This window comes from Caulobacter sp. FV1ye6ST (assembly GCF_058681225.1).
On record NZ_CM178733.1, the window covers coordinates 3,441,685 to 3,456,568 of the forward strand.

The following is a 14,884-nucleotide window of genomic DNA, read 5'->3' on the forward strand; positions in this document are numbered from 1 at the left end:
TTCGCCCAACCAGCCCGAGGGCTAGTTGATCAGCATCTCCTCGATGAGGACCGCATTCACCTTGGCCGGCGCGGCGATCAGGTTCACCCGACGCAGCAGTTCGTAGCGCAGCTGGTAGGTGCCCTGGCTGCCGTTCAGGTCTTCGGGACGCAGCTCCCTCAGGAAGGCCTGGAACATGTCCTGCAGTCTGGGCAGATTCGGGGTCAGCGCGTCGGCCGTATCTTCGTCCGGCAGCTCGAAGGTAAGCTTCAGCTTCAGGAAGGTCGACTTGCCGTCGGCCGTCTGCATGTTCACGACGATGTCGGGCAGGGTGTAGAAGACCACGCCGTCGGGGCCTTCCTTGATCACCGGCGCGGGGCCGCCGGCCGCGGCCGCGCCGCCCTCGCCTTCCTTCTTCTCGCCGTGGCCGCCCTTTTCTTCCTTCTTTTCCTTCTTCTTTTCCTTCTTTTCGGCCCCGTGCTCGCCCGCCTCGGCGGCCGGTTTCGGCTTCATCAGGAAGAAGGCGGCCGCGCCGCCGCCGCCCAGGACAAGGACGCCCGCGGCGATCGCGATGATCAGGATCGGCGGCTTCTTTTTCGCCGGAGCTTCGCCCTCGGCGCCGTCTTCGCCTTCGGGAGCCGGAGCTTCCTTTTCGGGTTTCTTGGCCACGCGCGCGTTTCCTTGGAATCTATACCCCGTACTCATGCGGGAGCATGGTTAACGATGTGTTTTTGAGGCCATTTGGTCGCAGGCTGAATCTGCCCGGCAGACTCCGACCGACACCCCGCCGTTAACCTTCCTATTCGTTGATTCAGAACGACTTTCAGCGTTGGCACGAAGGTTGCTTCAAGGGTTTCGGCGCATTTGTCGCGCCAGCCGCCCGAGTTAACTCGCCATGGACAACGCGCTCTACGTCGGCCTCTCGCGTCAGATGACGCTGCGCCGCCAGCTCGACATCGTGGCCAACAACATCGCCAACGCCAACACCACCGGCTTCAAGACCGAGGACCTGATGGTCCGCACGGAACAGGCCAAGCCGGCCAAGACCCTGGATGGCGCCTCGCCGGTGAAGTTCGTGCTGGACGACCGCGTCGCCCGCGACTTCACGCAGGGGGCGATGACCAAGACGGGCGGCGATTTCGACGTCGCCATCGAAGGGACGGGCTTCTTCCACGTCCGGACCGCCGGTGGCGATCGCTACACCCGCGACGGCCGCTTCACCACCAACCCGGAAGGCCAGCTGGTCACCCAGGCCGGGGCCCAGGTGCTGGACGACGGCGGCGGCCCGCTGCTGATCGACCAGACGCTCGGCCCGGTCTCGATCGGCAAGGACGGCACGGTCAGCCAGGGCGCTGTCCGTGTCGGCCGCCTGGCCGTCGTTCGTCCGGACAGCCTGGCCTCGATGGCCAAGGATGGCGACAACCTCTACCGCAACACGACCAACACCACCCTGCAGCCCGCACCGGACGCCCGCGTCCACCAGGGCATGCTGGAATCCTCGAACGTCCAACCCGTTGTCGAGATCACCAAGCTGATCGAGATCCAGCGCGCCTACGAGGGCGTCGCCAAGATGATGGACAACACCGCCGAACTTTCGCGCAGCGCCGTCGAGCGTCTGGGCAAGCTGAATTAAGGGGCCTAGCCGATGCAAGCTCTCCGCACCGCCGCTTCGGGCATGTCAGCGCAACAGCTGAACGTCGAAGTCATCTCCAACAACATCGCGAACATGAACACCGTCGGCTTCAAGCGCCAACGGGCCGAGTTCCAGGACCTGCTCTACCAGCAGGTGGAGCGCGCCGGTTCGCAGTCGTCCAGCGACGGCAGCATCGTCCCGACCGGCGTGCAGGTCGGCGGCGGCGTCAAGGCCGGCTCGGTCTACCGCATCACCGAGCAGGGCACGCCGACCTTGACCGACAACCCGCTGGACGTCGCGATTCAGGGCAAGGGCTACCTGCAGATCCTGCTGCCCTCGGGCGAGACGGCCTATACCCGGGCCGGCAACTTCTCGACCAACGACCAGGGCCAGATCGTCACCGAGGACGGCTACACCGTCCAGCCGGGCATCACGGTGCCGCAGAACACCACCGACATCACGATCAGCAAGACCGGCCTGGTGCAAGTGAAGCTGGACGGCCAGCCGCAGCCGCAGACCATCGGCCAACTGCAACTGGCCACCTTCATGAACGAAGGCGGCCTGGAGCAGATCGGCGACAACCTGCTGCTGGAGACCGCCGCCTCGGGGGCCGCCAACCTCGCCGCCCCCGGCCAGCCGGGCTTCGGCACCCTGCTGCAGCACTACACCGAAGCCTCGAACGTCGACGCGGTGACGGAAATCACCTCGCTGATCACGGCCCAGCGCGCCTACGAGATGAACTCGAAGGTGATCACCACGGCCGACCAGATGCTCCAAGCCACCTCGCAGCTGCGGTCGTAAGCGCATGAAAGCCTTCCTCCTCGCCGCCGCCGCCACGCTGGTGATCAGCGCCCTCTCCGCCCCCGCCCATGCCGGCGCGCCGGTGACCCTGCGGATGGACACCACCGACGCCGATGGCCGCATCACCCTGGGCGACCTGTTCGACGGCGTCAGCGGCCCGGCCGCCAACATCGTCGTCGCCGCCCGCCTGGGTCCGACGGCCGTGCTCGAGGCCGGCCAGGTTCAGGTCTCGGCCCGCCGGGCCGGCTTCGACTGGACCAACAGCAACGGCATCCGCCGCATCATCGTCCGCGAGGGCCAGGACAACGGCGGCGTCGCGACCGGCGGCAAGGCCCTGGCCGGCGCCGCGCACGGCAATGTGGAAGTTCTTGCCTACGCCCGCAGCCTCTCGGCCGGCGAAATCGTCCAGCCCCAGGACCTCGTCTGGGTAAAGATGGCCGGCGCCCCGATGGACGCCCCCCGCGACGCCGACGCCGTGATCGGCCTGGCCGCCAAGCGCCCCCTGCGTGAAGGCGCCGCGGTCCAGAGCCGCGACGTGGCCGCCGCCCAGGTCATCAAGACCGGCGACCTGATCAACGTCACCTATGACGACGGCGGAATTTCCCTTTCGCTTCAAGGCAAAGCCATGGCCGCCGCCGCGACCGGCGACGTCTTCGCCGTCCAGAACACGCTCTCCAAGAAGATCATCCAGGCCGTCGCCACGGGTCCTGGCTCCGCGGCGGTCGGCCCGCAGGCCCAGGCCTTGCAAGCCCGTTCGCAACCCGTCCGTTTCGCCGCTCGCTAAGAGGTCATCCACCCCATGCGTCGCCCCGTCATCATCGCCGCCGCCGTCCTGCTCGCGCCGCTGGCCGCCTGCTCCACCGTCACCGAAGCCGTGAAGGGTCCGCAGCTGGCCCCGGTCGGCTATCCGGCCGAACTGGCCCCCATGCAGCAGCAGTACGTCTCGGCTCGTGAGCCCGCCCCGCAGGCGGCCTCGGCCAACTCGCTGTGGCGCGTCGGCGCCCGCGCGTTCTTCAACGACCAGCGCGCCAGCCGCGTCGGCGACATCGTCACCGTCATGATCGACATCGACGACAGCGCCAGCACCAAGAACCAGACGGCCTCCTCGCGCACCGCGAACATGAAGGCCGGGGTGCCGAACTTCCTGGGCCTGGAGTCCAGCCTGGGCAAGGTTCTGCCGGGCGGCTTCGACCCGGCCAACGCCATCAGCACCAACTCGGCGACCACCAACGCCGGCGCCGGCAGCGTCCAGCGCTCGGAAAAGATCAGCCTGACAATCGCGGCCGTGGTCAGCCAGGTCCTGCCGAACGGCAACATGGTCATCCAGGGCACGCAGGAAGTCCGCACCAACGCCGAGCTGCGCCAGCTGACCGTGGCCGGCATCGTGCGTCCGGAAGACATCTCCTCGGCCAACACCATCAAGCACACCCAGATCGCCGAGGCCCGCATCAGCTACGGCGGCCGCGGCGACATCAGCCGCGTGCAGAAGACCCCGGCCGGCCAGTCGCTGGTCGAGAAGTTCTCGCCGTTCTAGGCGCGCCATTAGGGCGGAAGGATCCAAGCCCTCTCATAGGCCTGCAAGATCGTCGGGCGCGGCTACCGCAAGGTGGCCGCGCCCGATGCGTTTCAGGAGCCATTCAGGTTCCGGCTGCGTTGATCCGGGCAAGGAGACCTTCATGGGACGCCGCATCACCGCCTTCGCCGTTCTGGGTCTGGCTGCCGCCCTCGCCGGCTGCGCCCACGAGAAGGTCGCGCTGGACGGCTATCGCTGGGCCTATCTGGCGGACGGCCCCGAAGCCCCTCGCCTGGCCTATGGACGTCCCAACACCGACGACGTCGTGCTGATGATCAGCTGCCGCCCGGGTCAGAATCAGGTCGACGTCTCGGCCGTGGGCCTGTCCGGCGGCGAGATCGTCCTGGCCTCGGGCCGCGCCGAAAGCCGCTTCGCCGCCGCCAGGGTCGAGGACGCGCTGAACCAGGGCGGCTTCCTGGAAGGGCGCGGCAAGGCCAGCGCCCCGGCCCTGGACGGTTTCCGGAAATCGGGCGACCTCGCCCTGCTGACCCAGGGCGAACGCCACAGCCTGGCGGCGGACTCCGCCGACCGGGGTCGCGTGAGGGCGTTCTTCAAGGCGTGCGGGGTTTAGCGCTTACGCCCGGCGTCCCGCCCCCGCCGCGCTGACATTGTCCATGCCCATGGCCGACAGCGCCCCGCGCAGGATCCCCTCGGCGTCGAGACCGGCTTGCGCGTACATCAGGTCGGGCTTGTCCTGGTCCTGGAAGACGTCGGGCAGGCACAGGGTGCGGATCTTCAGGCCGCGATCCAGCGCGCCGTGCTGGGCCAGGGCCTGCAGCACGAAGGCCCCGAAGCCGCCCATCGCGCCTTCCTCGACCGTGACGATCGCCTCGTGCTCACGCGCCAGGCGCAGCAGCAGGTCCAGGTCGAGCGGCTTGGCGAAGCGAGCGTCGCAGACCGTCGCGGAAAGACCACGGGCCGCCAGCAGGTCGGCGGCCTTCAGGCTTTCGGACAGGCGCGTGCCGAACGAGACGATGGCGACGCTGGTCCCCTCGCGGACGATGCGGCCCTTGCCGATCTCCAGCGGCTCGGCGATCGCCGGCATCTCCAGGCCCAGCCCCTCCCCGCGCGGATAGCGGAAAGCCGAAGGACGATCGTCGATCTCAGCGGCGGTGGCGACCATGCGGGCCAGCTCCACCTCGTCGGCGGCGGCCATCAGCACCATGCCGGGCAGAGCCCCCATGAAGCCGATGTCGAAGCTGCCGGCGTGGGTCGGGCCGTCGGCGCCGACCAGGCCGGCGCGGTCCATGGCGAAGCGCACCGGCAGGCCCTGGATGGCCACATCGTGCACCACCTGGTCGTATCCGCGCTGCAGGAAGGTCGAATAGATCGCCGCGAACGGCTTCATGCCGTCGGCGGCCAGGCCGGCGGCGAAGGTCACCGCGTGCTGCTCGGCGATGCCGACGTCGAAGGTGCGGTCCGGGAACGCCTTCTGGAAGATGTCCAGACCCGTGCCCGAGGGCATGGCGGCGGTGATGGCGACGATCTTGTCGTCCCGCCGCGCCTGCTTGACCAGTTCCTGGGCGAACACCTTGGTGTAGCTGGGCGGGCCGGCGGCCGGCTTGTGCTGCTGGCCGGTGACCACGTCGAACTTGGCCACGGCGTGCAGCTTGTCCTCGGCCCCCTCGGCCGGGGCGTAGCCCTTGCCCTTCTGGGTGACGCAGTGGACCAGCACCGGCTTGTCGCCGAAGGCCTTGGCGTTCTTGAGCACGCTGACCAGGGCGTCCATGTCGTGGCCGTCGATCGGGCCGATATAGTAGAAGCCCAGTTCCTCGAAGAAGGTGCCGCCGGTGACCATGCCCCGGGCATATTCTTCCGCCTTGCGGGCGGCTTCGCGCATCGGCGTCGGCAGCTTTTCGACCACCGTCTTGCCCAGCTTGCGCACCGAGCGGTAGGCGCCGCCCGAAACCAGGTTGGCGAGATAGGCGCTCATGCCGCCGACCGGCGGCGCGATCGACATGTCGTTGTCGTTGAGGATGACGATCAGGCGCTTGGTGGTGTCGGTCGCCGCGTTCATCGCCTCATAGGCCATGCCGGCGCCCAGCGAGCCGTCGCCGATCACGGCGATGACGCTGTTGTCCTCGCCTTTCGCATCGCGCGCGGCGCAGAAGCCCAGGGCCGCCGAGATCGAGGTCGCCGCGTGGGCCGCGCCGAATGGGTCGTATTCGCTCTCGGCGCGCTTGGTGAAGCCCGACAGCCCCCCGCCCTGGCGCAGCGTCTTGATGCGATCGCGGCGGCCGGTGAGGATCTTGTGGGGATAGGCCTGGTGGCCGACGTCCCAGATCAGGATGTCCTTGGGCGTCTCGAACACGTGGTGCAGGGCCACGGTCAGCTCGACCACGCCCAGGCCGGCGCCCAGATGGCCGCCCGTCACCGACACCGCGTCGATCATCTCGGCGCGGACTTCCGCCGACAGCTGTTTCAGCTCTGGGAGGGAAAGCCCTCGCGTGTCAGCCGGCGAAGCGATCGAGTCGAGCAAGGGTGTGTTGGTGGGCATGTTTGAAGAAAGCGCGGTCAGTTACGGCGGTCCAGCACGAAATCGACGCTTTCGCGCAGATGTCCGGCTCGTTCGCCAAAGATTTCAAGATGGGAGCGGGTCTGGTCGGCCAAAAGCGCCACGCGCTCTTTCGCCGCGTCCAGTCCCAGCAGGGTGACGTAGTTGGCCTTGCCCATGGCGGCGTCCTTGCCGCCCGTGGCCTTGCCCATGGTCTCGGGATCACCCTCGGCGTCGAGAATGTCGTCGACGATCTGGTACGCCAGGCCCAGGTCCTGCGCGAAGGCCATCAGGGCGGCGCGCTCGGATTCCTTGGCGCGGGCGATGATCAGCGGGATCTCGAACGCGAAGGCGATCAGGGCGCCGGTCTTCAGCCGCTGCATGCGGGCGACCGCGCCCAGGTCGTCGCGGACGCCCAGAATGTCGATCATCTGGCCGCCGGCCATGCCCTTGGCGCCCGAGGCGATGGCCAGCTTGCGCACCAGCTCCGACCGCACATGGCCGTCATCGTGGGTGTCGGGGTGGGCCATGATCTCGAAGGCCGCCGTCTGCAGGGCGTCGCCCGCGAGGATGGCGGTGGCCTCGTCATATTGCTTGTGCACGGTCGGACGGCCGCGGCGGACGTCGTCGTCGTCCATGGCCGGCAGGTCGTCATGGACCAGGCTGTAGGCGTGGATGCACTCCAGCGCGCAGGCCGCGCGCAGCACCGGCCGCTCGGGCAGGTCGAACATCTTGCCGGTCTCGAGCGCGAAGAAGGGCCGCAGGCGCTTGCCTGGCCCCAGCGCCGCGTAGCGCATGGCCTCGGTCAGACGCGTTTCGGGACCGTCGCTGCGGGGCAGCAGCTCGTCGAGCGCCACGGTGACGATGTCGGCGGCCTGGACGATCCGCTTCTCAAGATCGCTGGGCGGACGCGAACTCGCCATCAGTTGAACTCGGCCGGTTCGGCGGCGACGGCGCCGCCCTGGCCCCCATTGGCGCCCAGGACGATCTTCTCGACCTTCAGGCGCGCGGCTTCCAGCTTCTTCTCGCAGTGGGCCTTCAGGGCCGCGCCACGCTCATAGATGTCGATCGAGCGCTCCAGCGGGGCCTGGCCCGATTCCAGTTCGGCCACGATCCGCTCCAGCTGCGCCAGGGCTTCCTCGAAGCTCAGGGCGGAGATATCGGCGGGATTGCTGGCGGCGTCGGTCATTTCAACTCTCAGGTGAACAGGCGTGAGCCTAGTGTCCCGGGCCGACGCGAGCAACGGCCTAGAGCCTGGGCGTGGTTAAGGGAAGAGGGTTTGCGAGATCGGTGACCGATCAGCCGCGACGGAAGCGCTTGAGGCTCCAGTAGGCGTGACCTTCATCAAGCAGTTTCGTCAGCCCACGCGCCTTCAGCGCGTCGGCGATCATCCAGTTGAAGAAGCCGTGGGCCACGAGCAGCACGTCCTGGCCCTGGTCGGACAGCGCGACCAGCCGGTCGGCGGCCTTGCCGGCCCTGACCTCGGCCTCGGCGCGGGTCTCCTGGCCGCCGTGGTTGTTGAAGAACCACCACCAGAAGCGGGCGAAGAAACCCAGGCGCTTGGGCGACATCCGCAGCCACAGCGGCCAGGGCGGCGGCGGCAGCGGCGCTTCGATGAAGGTCTCGTCGGTGGTGAAGGCCCGGTCGCCAACCACCGCCTTGGCGGTCTCGATGGCGCGGCGGCGGGTCGAGACGATGATCACGTCGGCGTCGCGGGCGATCTGGATCAGCCCGTCCGGCGGGGTCTGGCCATCCTTCAGCCCTCCCACCTCATAGCGAGCCCACCAGTCGCCATATTCGGGCGCATTGAGGCGGACCTTGCGCGACAGGGCGGGTTCGCCGTGGCGGGCCAGGGTGACGGTCCCCGGCTTCACGGGCGAGGACGCTTGGTCGGCGATAGTGACGTCGGCCATGTTGAAGAGAAGTCGGTGGGCCCAGCGGCCGTTCCGTCCCCTCACCCCTCCTGAAGAGCGCGCACATGCGCGGCGGCGGAACGCCCCAGCGCCTGGAGGTCGTAACCGCCCTCGAGCGAGGACACAACCCGGCCCTTGGCGCGGGCGTTGGCCACCGAGACGATCGGCCGCGTCGCCCAGGCGAAATCGTCCTCGTCCAGGCTCTGGGCCGACAGCGGATCGCGGACGTGGGCGTCGAAGCCGGCCGAGACGATCAACAGTTCGGGCGCGAAGGCGTCGACCTTGTCCATCAGCCCCTCGAATCGCGACCGCCAGAGCTCGCGCGGCGCATGCGGGGCCACGGTGGCGTTGGCGATGTTGCCCAGACCGGTCTCGGACGGATCGCCGGTGCCCGGATACAGCGGCGACTGGTGGATCGAGGCGAAGAACACGGTCGGATCGTTCTCGAACACGGCTTGCGTACCGTTGCCGTGGTGGACGTCGAAATCGACGATCGCCACCCGCTTCAGTCCGGTCGCCTGGGCCGCGCGGGCGGCCACGGCCACGCTGGAAAAGACGCAGAAGCCCATGGCCACGCCCGGTTCGGCATGATGACCGGGCGGCCGCACGGCGCAGAAGGCGCGGCTGGCCTCGCCCGCCGCCACGGCCCGCACGGCCGCGACGCTGGCCCCGGCGGCGCGACGGGCGGCGGCCAGGCTGCCGCTCGACATCACCGTATCGGGATCCAGCGCCAGCCGGCCCGACCTAGGCGCGGCCTCGAACACGGCGTCGACGAAGGCCTTGGGATGCACCCGAAGCAGGTCCTCGACCTCGACCAGCGGCGCATCCAGAGCCTCAAGCGCCAGATTGGGATCGTCGTTCAGGGCGTCGATCACGGCGCGCAGGCGCTCCGGGCTCTCCACGTGGCCATGGCCGGGCTGGTGGTCGAGCATGTCGAGATGGGTATAAAGCGCCACGGTCATGCGAGGATTCTAGACCTTGAACGCTGCTCAGACCATCCGCCCGTCTTCTATTCGCCGCGCCACGCTCGACGACGCCGACACCGTGTCCAGCCTGGGCGCGCGGACCTTCACGGAGACCTTCGCCCACCTCTATCCGCCCGAGGACCTGGAGACCTTCCTGGCCTACGCCTACGGGCTGGAGCGGACCCGCGACGACCTGGCCCATCCCGACAAGGCGACCTGGCTGCTGGAGGACGAGGACGGCGAGGCCATCGGCTACGCCCTGGCCGGACCGTGCGACCTGCCCCATGAGGACGTCGAGCCCGCCCATGGCGAGCTGAAGCGGGTCTATGTGCTCAAGAGCCACCAGGGCGGCGGACGCGGCTCGGCGCTGCTGACCACCGCCCTGGACTGGCTGGAGAAGGACGGCCCGCGCCCGCTGTGGATCGGCGTGTGGTCCGAGAACTTCGGAGCCCAGAAGCTCTATGGCCGCCTGGGGTTCGAGAAGGTCGGCGAATACCACTTCCCGGTCGGCGAAACGCGGGACCTGGAGTTCATCCTGCGACGCGGCTAACCGCTCGGCATTGCGTCGCGATTGAGAACCCTCCATTCTCCCGAACATCTGTTCGAAAGCCGCGCCGATGTTCCTTCGCTTCTTCTCCGAGCTCCGCCAGGCCAAGGTGCCGGTGAGCCTGCGTGAGTACCTCCTGCTGATGGAGGCCCTCGACAAGGACGTCATCGATCGCAGGATCGAGGACTTCTACTTCCTGTCGCGCGCCAGCCTGGTGAAGGACGAGAAGAACCTCGACAAGTTCGACCGGGTGTTCGGCCACGTCTTCAAGGGGCTTGAGACCGTCAACGACGGCCTCGCCGCCGACATCCCGGAAGAGTGGCTCAAAGCCCTGACCGAGAAGTTCCTGACCGACGAGGAGAAGGCGCAGATCGAGGCGCTGGGCGGCTTCGAGAAGCTGATGGAGACCCTGCAGGAGCGGCTGCGCGAGCAGCACAAGCGCCACGAGGGCGGCAACAAGATGATCGGCTCGGGCGGCACCTCGCCGTTCGGCAACAACGGCTACAATCCCGAAGGCGTGCGCATCGGCCAGGACAAGAGCCGCCACGGCCGCGCGGTGAAGGTCTGGGACAAGCGCGAGTACAAGAACCTCGACGACTCGGTCGAGCTGGGCACCCGCAACATCAAGGTCGCCCTACGCCGCTTGAGGAAGTTCGCCCGCACGGGAGCGGCCGAAGAACTGGACCTGAACGGCACCATCAAGGGCACGGCCGAGAAGGGTTATCTGGACATCCAGCTGCGACCCGAGCGCCGCAACGCCATCAAGGTGCTGATCTTCTTCGACATCGGCGGCTCGATGGACGGCCACATCAAGCTCTGCGAGGAGCTGTTCAGCGCGGCCAAGACCGAGTTCAAGAACCTGGAGTTCTACTACTTCCACAACTGTCTCTACGAGACCGTGTGGAAGGACAACAAGCGCCGCAACACCGAGAAGATCCAGACCTTCGACGTGCTCCACAAGTTCCCGGCCGACTACAAGGTGATCTTCGTCGGCGACGCGACCATGAGCCCATACGAGATCACTTATCCGGGCGGCAGCGTCGAGCACTGGAACGAGGAGCCCGGCGCGATCTGGATGCAGCGGGTCACCGACATCTACCAGAGCTGCGTCTGGCTGAACCCGACGCCGGAGCGGCACTGGGACTACACTCAGTCGATCGGCGTGATGAAGCAGATCGTCTCCGACCGCATGTACCCGCTGACCATAGACGGCCTGGACAAGGCCATGCGAGAGCTGGTCCGGGGCTAACGCCCAGCCGTCGTTTCGCCGAAGTGGCCGGCGTCCGTGGACGGCTGGCCGATCAGCGGCACTTCCGGCGGCGCGGTGTGGTCGTTGGCGATCGTCGCCCCGATCTGGAAGGTCGAGCTGGTCGCCCCGCCGAGCAGGATGAAGATGTCCTCGCGCCCGTCGCCATCGATATCGAAGCCGACGCGGGCGCCCGACACCGGCGTACTGACGTCCGTCGCCTGCGTGAGAGCCGCGTCGTTCAGCACCTGAAGCTGCGTCGCCAGCACGTTGCCAACCGCCGCGGTGCTGACCACGGTCACGTGGCCGTCGCCCATCACGGCCAGGTGGTCACCCTTGCTGGCCGTGTAGTCGAGCACAACGCCCAGCAGAGCGGCGGCCTTGTCGGCCGGTGGCGCGGCGGAAATCAGGAAGGTGTCCGCCCCGGCCCCGCCCTTGGCGACCACGCGGGCGTTCATGACGATGCGGTCGGCGCCTTCGCCGCCCTCCAGGTGATCGACCTCGCCCTTCGGCGCGCCGCGGCCGTCGATATAGTCGTCGCCCGCCCCGCCGCGGATCGTGTCGGCGCCGGCCGTGCCGTACATGACGTCGTTGCCGGGCGTGCCGACCATGACGCTCTTGGTGGCGGCGAAGCCATGCTCGCCAAGGCCTTCGACGACCGCCTTGCCGTCCGAAGCGGCCGGCGCATGGTCGACGCCCGAGGCCGGCGCGGGCGGCGCGGTCAGATGGGCTATCTTGAACACCGACAGACCCTGCGGGGCCTCGCTCGGCGCCTGGACCACGACCGGCGCCGCGCCTTCGGGCTTGATCGCCGCCGGCGCCGGCGCGGCCTCGCCAGCCGCCGCGGCCGGCGTGTGCGCCTGGGTCCGGTCGGCTTCGAGGTTCAAGGCGGCGATCAGCTTGGAGGCCATCGTCTGAAGGGCCGGATCGTCGATCCGCGGCAGGTTGTCGAAGGTCAGCCGGCCCGCCTCGCCCAGGTCGGCGCCGCGCAGCTCGAGATAGAGGCCCACGGCGATGACCAGCGACAGGAAGGACTGGGCCTCGCGGCTGGCCGGATTGAAGGCGACGACCGTGCCGTTCTGTTCGGCCATGCCCGAAGACAGCACCTGGCGCAGCGCGCCCCACAGGCTGCCCACCTGGTGGAACATGTCGATCGCCGCGTCGTGGACGACGAACTGGCCGTCGATGCGGGCGACGTGGACCAGGACGTCCTGATTGAAGTCCGTGACCACGTACCAGGGGTCGCCCGAGTCGGTCTGGCCGAAGATCCCGTCGACCTCGCCATAGGCCGTCTCCAGCTGCTGCGTCAGCAGCATCAGCAGGCCGCGCTCATTGGCGGACCAGTCGCTGGCCGGAGGCCGCGGGCTGAAGGCTAGGATCTCACCCATCTCGTCGTCGCTCGTCAGGCCTGGGCCGCCCGTTCGGTCACGACCGGCTCAGCCTCCTCGGCGGCGCCGTCGAACAGAAGCCGGTACAGCTCGGGTTCGTAATATCGCAGCAGGGTGCGGGCGAACTGACCGGGATCAAGACCCAGACTCTCCGCCCAGACGGCTTGAGCCTCGATCGGAACGCGACCAAGACCGTTCTCAACCTGCGAGACGAAGGTGTAATAACGCAACCCCGTCTTCTCGGCCAGTTCCGCCTGGGTGAGGCCCGCGGCCTCGCGCGCGGACTTCAGCCAGCGCCCCGCTTCGCGGCGCAGGGTCTTGGTAAGAGCCGCCTTGGCGGGATTCATCGCCGTTCTGGACATTGCAAAGCCGCTTCCTCGCCCAATACGCGGGCGTTCCCCTAGTTGTTACACAATGCGTAAAAACGCAACAATCGATCGTCGGTCTCGCCGCGAGGCCTTGCGGATCACTTTCGAGCCTTATACAGTTTTTATGCAACTATTTTGAATGCATCGGGCCGCATGTACGTTTCGATCGACCCCGCCGCCTTTCGCACCGCGGCCCCACTCCAGCCGGACTGGGCCATCAGGCCGCGCCTGTCGCTGATCATGGTCGCCTACATGACCGGTCCGGCGCTGATGGAGAGCGTGCGCTACGCCCTGGCCGAGCCTCGGGTCGAGGAGTTCGTCATCGTCGACAACGGTTCGTCCCTGGCCGACGCGGCCTGGCTGCGCGATCTGGCCCGCCGCGAACCGCGGGTGCGCCTGTTGCAAGGGCTGGGCAATATCGGCTTCGCCCGGGCCGCCAATCTGGGCGCGACCTCGGCCAAGGGCGAGGAGCTGGTCTTCCTCAATCCTGACGCCTTCCTGACCCCCGGCGCTGTGGCGGCTCTGCAAGACGCCGCCCGCGACCGCCCCTCGCCCTGCGTGATCGGGGCCCGGGTGTTCAATACCGACGGAACCGAACAGCGGGGCGCGCGGCGCGGCGAGATCACGCCCGTCACGACCCTGCTTACCCTCTCGAAGCTCAGCGCCCTTCTGCCCCCGCTGCGCCGCTTCGAGATCCACCGGGAGAGCGAAGCCCCCCCTTCGCACCCGGTGGACACCCCTACGATCTCGGGCGCCTGCTTTTATATGCGGGCGGCCGATTTCCACGCCCTCGGCGGCTTTGACGAGGGCTACTTCCTGCACGTCGAAGATGTCGACCTGTGCTGGCGGGCCCGCAAGACGGGCGGCAGCGTGCTGTTCCAGCCCGCCGCCCGCATCGTTCATGTCGGCTCGACCAGCAAGGAGAGCCCGCTGGTCGTCGAGTGGCACAAGGGCAAGGGTCTGGTGCGCTACTTCCTCAAGCGCGCCGACAGCCTGCCGCGCAAGGCCCTGGCCGTGCTCCTGGCGCCGCTGATCCTGGGCGTGGCCGTGGGCCGGCCGCTGCTGCGGCAACTGCGGCGCGGACGGATGGGCCGCCCCGTCGCGCGCCTCGCCGCCGTCGGCTGAAGCTCGCGAGCGGGCTGAGCGTCACGCGCTTGATGAAAAATACCACAAACAACCCTCGATCCGCGTTCGGACGATGATCTTGACGCTTGCGCCAAATTCGAACGCCCGTAAGACTTCCCCACGGGTAAAGGGGAATATGTAGTGAGTCCGACCACCGACGCCGCCGCTTCTCACGAAGTCGAGGCCGCCGAGACCGAAGCCGCCACCAAGAACCTTGTCTTCGTGGCCGCCGAGCGCCTGTTCGCGCTGCACGGTTTCCAGAACGTGTCGGTGCGCGACATCACCGCCGCCGCCGGCGTGAACCTGGCTTCGGTGAACTACCACTTCGGGTCCAAGGACGCCCTGCTGTTCGAAATCTTCCGTCGCCGCACGGCCGAGCTCAATCGCGAGCGGGCCAAGATGCTGCACGAGGCCAACGACCGTAACGACGGCAGCCCGCCGCTGCGCGAGATTCTCGCCGCCCTGCTGACCCCGCCCCTGCGCTGGCTGGCTCCCGACCACGAGCGCCGCATCTCGCTGCAATTCCTGATCCGCGCCCGCAGCGAAGGCACCGACGAGATCCGCGCGGTGCTGAAGACCGACGTCTCGCACCTGCGCCGCTTCTCCGACGCCCTGCTGCGCGCCCGTCCGGACCTGTCGCCGGAAGAGGTTTACTGGCGGCTGCACTTCACCCTGGGGATGCTGCACAACAACCGCTTCGCCGAGTTCGACCGCCTGAACGTGCTGTCGGAAGGCCAGACCAGCGAGGCCGACGTCGTGGCCCTGCTGGACCGTATGCTGGCCTTCGCCGAGGCCGGCTTTCTCGCCTAGCCCGTAAGCGGAACCGCCTCCCGGCCGGCGCGTTGTCGCTGC

At 68.1% G+C, this 14,884-nt stretch carries 17 protein-coding genes; 9 read left to right on the forward strand and 8 right to left on the reverse strand.

The window, feature by feature from the left end:
* Window positions 1-21 precede the first annotated feature (21 nt).
* Window positions 22-648: a flagellar basal body-associated protein FliL gene (gene fliL, locus ACW175_RS16600; RefSeq protein WP_492101119.1), complete on the reverse strand. Its 627-nt coding sequence runs from the start codon at window positions 646-648 to the stop codon at window positions 22-24.
* Between the two features lie 226 nt (window positions 649-874).
* Between fliL and flgF the strand changes: the two genes are divergently transcribed.
* The 5 genes from flgF (at window position 875) to ACW175_RS16625 (ending at window position 4,557) form a co-directional block, all read left to right on the forward strand.
* On the forward strand, window positions 875-1,612 hold the full coding sequence (gene flgF / locus ACW175_RS16605; protein WP_492101120.1) for a flagellar basal-body rod protein FlgF: 738 nt from the start codon (window positions 875-877) through the stop codon (window positions 1,610-1,612).
* A gap of 12 nt (window positions 1,613-1,624) precedes the next feature.
* On the forward strand, window positions 1,625-2,413 hold the full coding sequence (gene flgG, locus ACW175_RS16610) for a flagellar basal-body rod protein FlgG (protein ID WP_099579788.1): 789 nt from the start codon (window positions 1,625-1,627) through the stop codon (window positions 2,411-2,413).
* Window positions 2,414-2,417: 4 nt separating this feature from the next.
* On the forward strand, window positions 2,418-3,197 hold the full coding sequence (gene flgA / locus ACW175_RS16615) for a flagellar basal body P-ring formation chaperone FlgA (protein ID WP_492101121.1): 780 nt from the start codon (window positions 2,418-2,420) through the stop codon (window positions 3,195-3,197).
* 15 nt (window positions 3,198-3,212) lie between these two features.
* A complete protein-coding gene (gene flgH / locus ACW175_RS16620; protein WP_492101122.1) occupies window positions 3,213-3,947 on the forward strand; it encodes a flagellar basal body L-ring protein FlgH in 735 nt (244 codons plus the stop codon).
* Between the two features lie 142 nt (window positions 3,948-4,089).
* Window positions 4,090-4,557, forward strand: coding sequence for a hypothetical protein (locus ACW175_RS16625; RefSeq protein WP_492101123.1), 468 nt, complete (start codon window positions 4,090-4,092; stop codon window positions 4,555-4,557).
* Between the two features lie 3 nt (window positions 4,558-4,560).
* Here the strand turns inward: ACW175_RS16625 and dxs are convergent, their stop codons facing one another.
* The 5 genes from dxs to ACW175_RS16650 form a co-directional block, all read right to left on the reverse strand.
* The gene (gene dxs / locus ACW175_RS16630; RefSeq protein WP_492101124.1) at window positions 4,561-6,483 is read right to left on the reverse strand and encodes a 1-deoxy-D-xylulose-5-phosphate synthase; all 1,923 of its coding nucleotides are present in this window, start codon (window positions 6,481-6,483) and stop codon (window positions 4,561-4,563) included.
* A gap of 17 nt (window positions 6,484-6,500) precedes the next feature.
* Window positions 6,501-7,403 (reverse strand): polyprenyl synthetase family protein, encoded by a 903-nt coding sequence (locus ACW175_RS16635; RefSeq protein WP_492101125.1) that lies wholly within the window; start codon window positions 7,401-7,403, stop codon window positions 6,501-6,503.
* Window positions 7,403-7,669, reverse strand: coding sequence for an exodeoxyribonuclease VII small subunit (locus tag ACW175_RS16640; protein WP_492101126.1), 267 nt, complete (start codon window positions 7,667-7,669; stop codon window positions 7,403-7,405). The genes ACW175_RS16635 and ACW175_RS16640 overlap by 1 nt, the downstream gene beginning before the upstream one ends.
* Before the next feature lie 109 nt (window positions 7,670-7,778).
* Window positions 7,779-8,438, reverse strand: coding sequence for a histidine phosphatase family protein (locus ACW175_RS16645; protein ID WP_492101127.1), 660 nt, complete (start codon window positions 8,436-8,438; stop codon window positions 7,779-7,781).
* Window positions 8,435-9,355, reverse strand: coding sequence for a histone deacetylase family protein (locus tag ACW175_RS16650; protein WP_492101128.1), 921 nt, complete (start codon window positions 9,353-9,355; stop codon window positions 8,435-8,437). Before ACW175_RS16650 ends, ACW175_RS16645 begins: the two co-directional genes overlap by 4 nt.
* Before the next feature lie 16 nt (window positions 9,356-9,371).
* Between ACW175_RS16650 and ACW175_RS16655 the strand changes: the two genes are divergently transcribed.
* Complete coding sequence (locus ACW175_RS16655) at window positions 9,372-9,908, forward strand: GNAT family N-acetyltransferase (protein WP_492101129.1); 537 nt, start codon at window positions 9,372-9,374, stop codon at window positions 9,906-9,908.
* Between the two features lie 67 nt (window positions 9,909-9,975).
* Complete coding sequence (locus ACW175_RS16660) at window positions 9,976-11,154, forward strand: vWA domain-containing protein (protein ID WP_492101130.1); 1,179 nt, start codon at window positions 9,976-9,978, stop codon at window positions 11,152-11,154.
* Here the strand turns inward: ACW175_RS16660 and ACW175_RS16665 are convergent.
* The gene (locus tag ACW175_RS16665) at window positions 11,151-12,539 is read right to left on the reverse strand and encodes a calcium-binding protein (protein WP_492101131.1); all 1,389 of its coding nucleotides are present in this window, start codon (window positions 12,537-12,539) and stop codon (window positions 11,151-11,153) included. The genes ACW175_RS16660 and ACW175_RS16665 overlap by 4 nt on opposite strands.
* Window positions 12,540-12,553: 14 nt before the next feature.
* Window positions 12,554-12,901: a helix-turn-helix domain-containing protein gene (locus tag ACW175_RS16670; RefSeq protein WP_125156468.1), complete on the reverse strand. Its 348-nt coding sequence runs from the start codon at window positions 12,899-12,901 to the stop codon at window positions 12,554-12,556.
* A gap of 159 nt (window positions 12,902-13,060) precedes the next feature.
* Between ACW175_RS16670 and ACW175_RS16675 the strand changes: the two genes are divergently transcribed.
* Both ACW175_RS16675 and ACW175_RS16680 read left to right on the forward strand, forming a co-directional pair.
* Complete coding sequence (locus ACW175_RS16675) at window positions 13,061-14,032, forward strand: glycosyltransferase family 2 protein (RefSeq protein WP_492101132.1); 972 nt, start codon at window positions 13,061-13,063, stop codon at window positions 14,030-14,032.
* A gap of 141 nt (window positions 14,033-14,173) precedes the next feature.
* On the forward strand, window positions 14,174-14,842 hold the full coding sequence (locus ACW175_RS16680; RefSeq protein WP_492101133.1) for a TetR/AcrR family transcriptional regulator: 669 nt from the start codon (window positions 14,174-14,176) through the stop codon (window positions 14,840-14,842).
* Window positions 14,843-14,884 lie beyond the last annotated feature (42 nt).

Excerpts from the sequence above, each read along its gene's own strand:
- ACW175_RS16625 (WP_492101123.1), top strand. The coding sequence starts at position 4,090 with ATGGGACGCCGCATCACCGCCTTCGCCGTTCTGGGTCTGGCTGCCGCC.
- flgG (WP_099579788.1), top strand. The coding sequence starts at position 1,625 with ATGCAAGCTCTCCGCACCGCCGCTTCGGGCATGTCAGCGCAACAGCTG.
- flgA (WP_492101121.1), top strand. The coding sequence starts at position 2,418 with ATGAAAGCCTTCCTCCTCGCCGCCGCCGCCACGCTGGTGATCAGCGCC.
- ACW175_RS16635 (WP_492101125.1), bottom strand. The coding sequence starts at position 7,403 with ATGGCGAGTTCGCGTCCGCCCAGCGATCTTGAGAAGCGGATCGTCCAG.
- dxs (WP_492101124.1), bottom strand. The coding sequence starts at position 6,483 with ATGCCCACCAACACACCCTTGCTCGACTCGATCGCTTCGCCGGCTGAC.
- ACW175_RS16665 (WP_492101131.1), bottom strand. The coding sequence starts at position 12,539 with ATGGGTGAGATCCTAGCCTTCAGCCCGCGGCCTCCGGCCAGCGACTGG.
- flgF (WP_492101120.1), top strand. The coding sequence starts at position 875 with ATGGACAACGCGCTCTACGTCGGCCTCTCGCGTCAGATGACGCTGCGC.
- ACW175_RS16640 (WP_492101126.1), bottom strand. The coding sequence starts at position 7,669 with ATGACCGACGCCGCCAGCAATCCCGCCGATATCTCCGCCCTGAGCTTC.
- ACW175_RS16670 (WP_125156468.1), bottom strand. The coding sequence starts at position 12,901 with ATGTCCAGAACGGCGATGAATCCCGCCAAGGCGGCTCTTACCAAGACC.
- ACW175_RS16660 (WP_492101130.1), top strand. The coding sequence starts at position 9,976 with ATGTTCCTTCGCTTCTTCTCCGAGCTCCGCCAGGCCAAGGTGCCGGTG.
- ACW175_RS16650 (WP_492101128.1), bottom strand. The coding sequence starts at position 9,355 with ATGACCGTGGCGCTTTATACCCATCTCGACATGCTCGACCACCAGCCC.
- ACW175_RS16675 (WP_492101132.1), top strand. The coding sequence starts at position 13,061 with ATGTACGTTTCGATCGACCCCGCCGCCTTTCGCACCGCGGCCCCACTC.
- flgH (WP_492101122.1), top strand. The coding sequence starts at position 3,213 with ATGCGTCGCCCCGTCATCATCGCCGCCGCCGTCCTGCTCGCGCCGCTG.